The organism is Nostoc cf. edaphicum LEGE 07299 (genome assembly GCF_015207245.1).
Classification (GTDB): domain Bacteria; phylum Cyanobacteriota; class Cyanobacteriia; order Cyanobacteriales; family Nostocaceae; genus Nostoc; species Nostoc edaphicum_B.
Genome location: NZ_JADEXF010000884.1, coordinates 1 through 2,854, shown reverse-complemented (window position 1 = coordinate 2,854; position 2,854 = coordinate 1). Strand labels below are relative to the sequence as shown.

Genomic DNA, 2,854 nt, shown 5'->3' with positions numbered 1-2,854 from the left:
CACTTATGGTTATTGGCGGATTACTTTGGTGGTTATTGAAGCCAAATTTATTGTCCCGCAACAGCGTTAATTCCTCTAATCAAAATTTAAATCGTGTCTCTAATAATGAATCAACTTTTCAGACAGTTGCTGATGTTCCCCCTGCATCATTCAACTACGGAGGTAGTACCGCTTGGGCATCTATTCGGCAATTGGTAGATTCTCAGATCCAGAGCGATCGCCCGGAACTACAATTACGCTACGTAAACCCTGTTAATGGTAGTCCTGGTTCTAGCTCCGGTATTCGGATGTTGCTTGATGGGAAACTAGACTTTGCTCAGTCTTCCCGTCCCCTCACAGATGAAGAAAAAGCTACGGCAAAAGAGCGAGGCTTCACCCTTGAGCAACGTCAAGTTGGTAGGGATGGGGTAGCAGTGGTAGTCAACCCATCACTCAATGTGCCTGGTTTAACTGTTGACCAATTGCAGCAAATTTATTTAGGGAAAATTACTAACTGGAATCAAGTCGGCGGGCCAAATCTACCGATCACTGCTTTTTCGCAACGACCAGAGGACGCAGATACAGTAATATTTCCTAGCAATAGCGACTTAAAGGGGCAAGCATTTGGCTCTAATGTGCAATATGTCTACTCTGCTACAGAGGCAGTGCGCCAACTCAGTAAAACCCCTGGTGGCGTGTATTACGCCTCTGCTCGTTCGGTAGTCTTTCAATGTAGTGTAAAGGCTTTGCCATTGGGTAGCACTTCCGATCGGCTAATTACCCCCTATCAAGAGCCGATGGTTTCGCCTGAACAGTGTCCGCGTCAGCGCAACCAGCTAAATACTCAGGCGATCAAAAATGGCAGCTATCCAATGATTGCTAATTTGTTTGTGATTATTAAGCAGAATAAAGGCCGGGAACAGCAGATTGGAAATGCTTATGCCAATCTTTTATTAACTGACCAAGGGCAAAGAGCAATTGAGCAAGCTGGTTTTGTTGGCGTTCGTTAGTAGATTTGAAGGACAATAGAGCAAGCTTTTCAGAGATACCCGACTTGTTTAACAGGTCGGGTATCTAAAAGTATAGACTTGTGTGCGATCGCGGCTACGACTGGGAACTACCAGCTTGAAGAATCTGTTGAGCAATCAGGTTTAGTTGGGGGGAAATAGGTAATACTTTGTATTACAGACACTGCTTCAATTTTCCCAGAACCAAGCACTTTAAGATGCGATCAATTTGATGGATGAGATTGTGTCATTAGTTATCCCAAAGTTTTCGACCCAAGAATAGTAGCCTGGTCCTAGCTGCTTGGAAGAACCTGTGTAATTTGCATCTTCATAGAAACGCCACGTTCCTCCTGTAATGATAATTGAGGAAGTTTCATCGTTAAAATCATCCCCAACGTATGAACGGCTTCGGGTTGCACTGAATGTCTCACCACGAAAATCGATGTCTTTACGAAGTAATACTTGAGCTTTGCCCTTAATCGTAGCTGCTTCTTCAAAGGAAAGCTCTACACAAAGGGGATTTATGTCATAAATTTTCATGTTTTACTCCTTTGGTTAAGGAAATAGTTATTACTACAGTTGTAGATATTTGTAATGGACTGTCCACAACTCCCTATCTTCTTCAAAAAAATGAGAGGCGTTTCGGAAACTTAATAAAAGTTGATTGAGGATACCGTTGGCGAAATATTACTGAACAAAAAAGTTTTCTTTACTACTTGCTATTATGGGCATTGCTAAATTTACTTTTTCTCTCTGCATCTGTGCCTTATTTATGCTTAACTCTTCCCCATCGCCGCCGCCAGTTTTCCTAAATTCTCCCGCACAGCCACACAACGAAGATGCTCAACACCCCAAACTCGTTCGCAAATATCTAAAGCTTGCAAATAAAGCGGTTCAGCTTCACCATAACGCCCCGTTGCACGATAAATTTCTGCCAGATTATTGAGACTTTCGGCAACATTGGGATGACTTTCTCCCAATAGGTGCTTATCAAGTTCTAAGGCTTTTATACATAAGGGTTCCGCTTCATTGTAACGTCCCTGCTCTCTGTACATATAACCAAGCGCATAGATCGTATCTGCTAATAGCGGATGTGCTTTTTGTAATACACGCTGTTTGAGTTCTAATGATTCCAAAAACAAAGATTCCGCTTCACTGTAGCGTCCTTGAGCGCGGTATATTAAACCTAAATTGTGCAAATCTGTGGCAACATCAGGATTTTCTTCTCCCAAAAATCGCTTATCTAATTCTATTGCTTGTTGCGACAAAGGTTCAGCTTCACTGTAACGTCCTTGATGATAATAAAGTAGCGCTAAATTATTCAGTATAAGAGCAAAAGAAAGATGATTTTCACCCAGCAGACGTTTTTCGAGTTCTAATGATTGCAAATACAGAGGTTCGGCTTCGTCATAACGTCCTTGTTCATCATATAGTAATGCCAAATTGTTCAGGCTGGCAGCGACATCGGCATGGTGTTCTCCTAACAACCCTTTCCTCAGTTCTAAAGCTTGTTGATATAAGAGTTCTGCTTTACTATATTGTCCAGTAGATTTGTAAAGTCCTGCCAAATTATTCAGGCTAGTAGCAAAAGCAGGATGATTTTCTCCTAACAGGCGTTTTCTCAGTTCTAAAGCTTGTTTATATAAAGGTTCGGCTTCGCTGTAGTTTCCCGTTGCACGATATATTCCTGCTAAATTGTTGAGGCTATTAGCTAAGTCTATCTGCAAACCCAATTCATTTTGTAACTCACTCGCTTGACGCCAATATTTAATTGCTAATTCCTGTTCTTCTTGATAATTTTGAGATTCACCCCGATCTAATCTGCTGTGGTAAATATCGCCCAATCTTGAGTATAACGTAGCCAAGGT

At 41.7% G+C, this 2,854-nt stretch carries 3 protein-coding genes; 1 reads left to right on the top strand and 2 read right to left on the bottom strand.

What is annotated here, in order from left to right; translation table 11 throughout:
- A partial coding sequence (locus tag IQ229_RS22160) for a PstS family phosphate ABC transporter substrate-binding protein (protein WP_194047435.1) occupies nt 1–989 on the top strand: 989 nt, incomplete at its 5' end.
- A gap of 210 nt (nt 990–1,199) precedes the next feature.
- On the opposite strand, the gene IQ229_RS22155 is transcribed toward IQ229_RS22160, so the two are convergent.
- Nucleotides 1,200–1,526, bottom strand: coding sequence for a beta/gamma crystallin-related protein (locus IQ229_RS22155; RefSeq protein ID WP_194047433.1), 327 nt, complete (start codon nt 1,524–1,526; stop codon nt 1,200–1,202).
- A 236-nt stretch (nt 1,527–1,762) separates the two neighbouring features.
- A partial coding sequence (locus IQ229_RS22150; protein WP_228013650.1) for a tetratricopeptide repeat protein occupies nt 1,763–2,854 on the bottom strand: 1,092 nt, incomplete at its 5' end.

Coding starts and splice junctions, on each gene's coding strand:
- IQ229_RS22155 (WP_194047433.1), bottom strand. CDS start 1,526: ATGAAAATTTATGACATAAATCCCCTTTGTGTAGAGCTTTCCTTTGAA.